General features: G+C 61.3%; 6 protein-coding genes. 2 read left to right on the forward strand and 4 right to left on the reverse strand.

The features are described 5' to 3' along the window. Positions 1-171: 171 nt before the first annotated feature. Together WDW90_RS35620 and WDW90_RS35625 are read right to left on the reverse strand one after the other, a co-directional pair. Positions 172-417 (reverse strand): hypothetical protein, encoded by a 246-nt coding sequence (locus WDW90_RS35620; protein ID WP_336492468.1) that lies wholly within the window; start codon positions 415-417, stop codon positions 172-174. A gap of 126 nt (positions 418-543) precedes the next feature. Beyond that, positions 544-1,143 (reverse strand): phasin family protein, encoded by a 600-nt coding sequence (locus WDW90_RS35625; protein ID WP_336492469.1) that lies wholly within the window; start codon positions 1,141-1,143, stop codon positions 544-546. Positions 1,144-1,530: 387 nt separating this feature from the next. Here WDW90_RS35625 and WDW90_RS35630 point away from each other — a divergent pair, with 387 nt between their 5' ends. Further along, positions 1,531-1,806, forward strand: coding sequence for a hypothetical protein (locus tag WDW90_RS35630; protein WP_336492471.1), 276 nt, complete (start codon positions 1,531-1,533; stop codon positions 1,804-1,806). Between the two features lie 23 nt (positions 1,807-1,829). Continuing rightward, the gene (locus WDW90_RS35635) at positions 1,830-2,054 is read left to right on the forward strand and encodes a hypothetical protein (RefSeq protein ID WP_336492472.1); all 225 of its coding nucleotides are present in this window, start codon (positions 1,830-1,832) and stop codon (positions 2,052-2,054) included. 274 nt (positions 2,055-2,328) lie between these two features. On the opposite strand, the gene WDW90_RS35640 is transcribed toward WDW90_RS35635, so the two are convergent. Next, on the reverse strand, positions 2,329-2,532 hold the full coding sequence (locus WDW90_RS35640) for a hypothetical protein (RefSeq protein ID WP_336492473.1): 204 nt from the start codon (positions 2,530-2,532) through the stop codon (positions 2,329-2,331). A gap of 754 nt (positions 2,533-3,286) precedes the next feature. Beyond that, entirely contained in the window at positions 3,287-3,502 is a 216-nt protein-coding gene (locus WDW90_RS35645) for a hypothetical protein (protein ID WP_336492474.1), read from the reverse strand. Positions 3,503-3,666: the final 164 nt, after the last annotated feature.

Here is a 3,666-nt window from a genome sequence, read left to right on the forward strand (position 1 = left end):
CCGCGCGCTCGCGGACTTCGGGGGAATACGGTGGGGTTCGCTTCGTCATGGCTCCAGTCTCTCAAGAGTTGGAGCCTCTGAGAAACCCGGCGCGGTTCATTCCGCCCGTGGGGTCGACGCTGCGTCGCGTCTGCGCGAGGACGAAGCCCTCGCCCATCAACTCGCATAGCGTTAGGCAGCGCTCAGACGCTTGGTGTTTGCGGCAACATGCTCGCGGTAGCGCGTCACAACCATGTCGTAGGAGCCACCCGTCATCAGCGTGCCGGACGCTTCGATGAAGGCGCTGACCTTCTCGCTGACCATCTGCTGGGCCTCGGCCTGCCCCTCAGCTCCGCCCCAGGCGAGCTTCACGAGCCGAAGCTCGACGACCTTCTGAGCCTCCAAGGCAAGCAGGGCGACAGCAAAGGGGTTGTACATGCATGTTCCAGGTTGCGCGGTTCTGGAGGCCCGCGGCTGACACAAAAGAAAAGGGCGGCCGAAGCGACCGCCCCTCTGACTGATGGTGAACTATCGATCGTTGTTCTGGTTCAAAAGATGGGCGGCTCAGCGAACGAGCGTTGGGGTCTGCGCGACGCTCGTGAACGCCTTGCTGGCCTCCTCGACGGCGCGGGCGGAGGTCTCGGTGATCGCCCGACTATCCTGCACGATGTGCTGCAGGCTCTCGCGGGCCAGCTCACTCTGGACCGCGGCAAACTCCTGAACCGACCTGACACGGGTCAGCTTGTTGAGGCCGTCGAGGTTGCGCTGCCATTGGCTCTGAGCCAGACCGAACCAGCCGCGCGAAGCATCCTGGAAGGCTTGAGTCAGAACTGTGCCGCAACGCGCGACCGCTTCCATGTTCTGCTTGGACTGGCGGGCGAGGCGTTCACTGTCCTCACCAGTAAAGCCCAGTGTCTTCGTGAAGCGCTCGGTAGCCTCACGCACTTGGTGCGAGGCGGTCTCGACGTTTCTCTGCACGATCTGTTTGGTGTTCTCGGCGGCCTGCTCGCGCAGATCAGCCATCTTGTTCACGCTATCGCGAGCGGCCTCAGCGAACTGCTTGCCCTGCTCGGCGGTCTTGTTGATGGTCGCCTTTGCAGTGTCGGCGGCCTTGTCGCTCTGCTCGGACTGCTTGCCTGGATTGGAATTCTGGTTGAATGCCATCTTGGTTTCCTTCCCATATATGCTATGTATTCGCCGTACCTAACATAGGAGAATAAGTGTAATATTCGTAGGCGGCGAAATACAATGCTGCGATTACCGCATTGCACCTAAGTCGTGCACGGACGAACTCATTCAAGTCCGGAAAACAAAATTCTGCCATTGTTTACATCTGACGAATTTCGTCAAGCGTTATAGGCTCGGGCCAAGGCGTTGGCCGCATTGCACAATAGGACCATGAGGGTCCTGGAGCATCGGGCAAAAATAAAAAAGCTAGGGTGGCGGGCCAGCTTCGATGCAGCTGGTCGGGCGCGTTGAGCGTGCTGCTCTTCGGTGTGGTACGGTCGGCCTCAGCCCGCCTCTGCTGCCGAGCTGATGGAGGGTATGCCCATGCGCTTTGATCGCAATGCCCGTGGCGAGTGGCTCGTTGACCCGAACGAACTCGCGCGCAAGCTCGGCATCACGGCTCAGCTGCTGAAGACCGAGACGGCCCTAAGGCTCGTCCAGACACATGTCGTGATGGGGCGCGGGCCAGATGAGGGGCTATCTCGGGTAAGGGTCCGGTACCGAGAGTCGATTTGGCAGGGGGTCTTCGACTGTAACGGTTTCCTGATCAACGAATGCCGCCTGTCGCCCGACAGCCTGCCGGAGGACCCGGTTCACTAGGACGCGCTGTCGAGGAGTTGCTCATGCCTGCGGAAACCAACCGAACGGGCCTCGCTCAGACTGCACTCGACGCCTACTTGCGTGCCGAAGGCGCTGACCGTCGCTCAGAGGGGGGCGTTCCAACCTGTGAAATCGTCGACCTGATCACCGATCTGCTCCTGCTGGCTCAGCAGCGGGGCTGCGATCCGGCCTCGGTCGTCCGAAAGGCCGAGAAGCACGTGCTCGCTGAGACCGGCCGGGGATATTGAGGTCTCGCACCGCAACTCGCGTGGCGGTTCTGGATGGACGCGGCACCCGCATATTCCGGGGCGACACTGTCGACCCACTCAGGTACTGAGATGGGATTGGCCCGCGCCTATCAAGGGCGGGCTGAGAGATGCGCTTGCATGGAGCGGTGCATCCGGAGCAGCCTCGTGTAGGACATCGCGGGGCTGCTCTGTGCTCGGCAGTCGAAGTGACGGGCGGAACAGCTGTCACGTTCAGCGTTGCAGTAGGCTTTTTCGCTTTCAGGATGCCCCTTCGTTACCCACGGGCGTCGAGATGCGGATGCCCCGCATCTGTGAGTGCGCGGTCCACAGCCTCGATGGCCAGGAGGAGGCGCGTCAGATCCTCCGCCATCGAGACAGGCGCCAAGTCGATGCTGCCGAGCTTCTTCGCAACGGCGCTCCGCTGCCTCACAAGGGCCGAGCATGCTCGATTGAGATCCTCGATTTCATCCGTCGTCATGAGGTCACCTTTCCTTTCACAGACATGGCCCAGCTGGTCCCTGTACTCCTTCATGAAAGTGACGCCGATGGCCCCGACGTAGCGGCTCTGGCCAGTTCAGCCGTTTCGGTGATCGCTGCGTCACCGAGCCAGATCAGCGCCTCGTCGAGCGCGTCGGAGGGGTGCTCGATCTCGGTGAAGGGCAGTGGCCTCTGGAAGCTGTCGAGTGTGTGCGGGAGAGCCAGTGCCTCTGCCGCTCACGCAGGTTGATCTCAGCGGCATCGATGCCTGCAGCATGCGCGTCATTGCGACGATGAGGAACGTCGGGAAAGCAGGGACCGACCTGACCTAATGCACGTTGGTGTTGGTGGCCATGGTCCATTGGCGAGCCTCGTCAGCCTCTCCACGCATGTGGAGCGCTGCGATGGCCAACCCTCAGCCGGCCGGGGTCTGCCCGATCTTACATCGATTGATCACGCTGATAGCCCGCATCACAGGTGAGCCAGGGCCAGCTGAGCAAGGGCGCCTGATTGATCAACTGACGGATCTTGAGACGCAAGCCCTGGAGACAGGCGCCTCAAGCCGGACAACCGAAGCCATTCGAGCCGCGAGGCGCTCGATCCGGGTCGCCAGTCTCATGCCCCAGCCATCAGGCATGCGCGGGCATTGAAGTGCGCCCGGGTGAAGGGAACGAAATCTCGCATCTGCGTCTGCACTCGATGCGTGGCGGATCCGAAGATCACCGGCCGATCACAGGCAAAATCCGTATTGGGGATCATAATTCATCGAGCGCTATCAAAGCAGCTGCGATGACGGCCCGAGCCTCGCGGATCACCTGCTCCTCGCGGTTAGAAAAGCCTGTCTCGGGTTTGAGCGGGAGCGGAAATTCCAGCGCAACGCGACGCGATGAGGCTGGATCATGAGCCTGATCAACCAAGACCACTTCGCCCCTGTTTCCCTTGATACTGATGGCGATGGGAAGCAGCCTCATTCTGCGGCCTTACTTGAAAGGGGCAGAGGCATCACCCCCTCAGCCATTCGGGCCGCGATCAGAAGTGAACCGCTCCGGGAATTTCGGAGGCTGTTTGGTTTGGATCAGGCAGCCAAGGCTCGGACCTCGGCTTGTGCATAGTAGCGTGCTTCGGCCTCGGCGGG

It is taken from the genome of Methylobacterium nigriterrae (assembly GCF_037106235.1).
Taxonomy (GTDB): Bacteria; Pseudomonadota; Alphaproteobacteria; order Rhizobiales; family Beijerinckiaceae; genus Methylobacterium; species Methylobacterium nigriterrae.

Excerpts from the sequence above, each read along its gene's own strand:
- WDW90_RS35620 (WP_336492468.1), bottom strand. The coding sequence starts at position 417 with ATGTACAACCCCTTTGCTGTCGCCCTGCTTGCCTTGGAGGCTCAGAAG.
- WDW90_RS35625 (WP_336492469.1), bottom strand. The coding sequence starts at position 1,143 with ATGGCATTCAACCAGAATTCCAATCCAGGCAAGCAGTCCGAGCAGAGC.
- WDW90_RS35630 (WP_336492471.1), top strand. The coding sequence starts at position 1,531 with ATGCGCTTTGATCGCAATGCCCGTGGCGAGTGGCTCGTTGACCCGAAC.
- WDW90_RS35635 (WP_336492472.1), top strand. The coding sequence starts at position 1,830 with ATGCCTGCGGAAACCAACCGAACGGGCCTCGCTCAGACTGCACTCGAC.
- WDW90_RS35640 (WP_336492473.1), bottom strand. The coding sequence starts at position 2,532 with ATGACGACGGATGAAATCGAGGATCTCAATCGAGCATGCTCGGCCCTT.
- WDW90_RS35645 (WP_336492474.1), bottom strand. The coding sequence starts at position 3,502 with ATGAGGCTGCTTCCCATCGCCATCAGTATCAAGGGAAACAGGGGCGAA.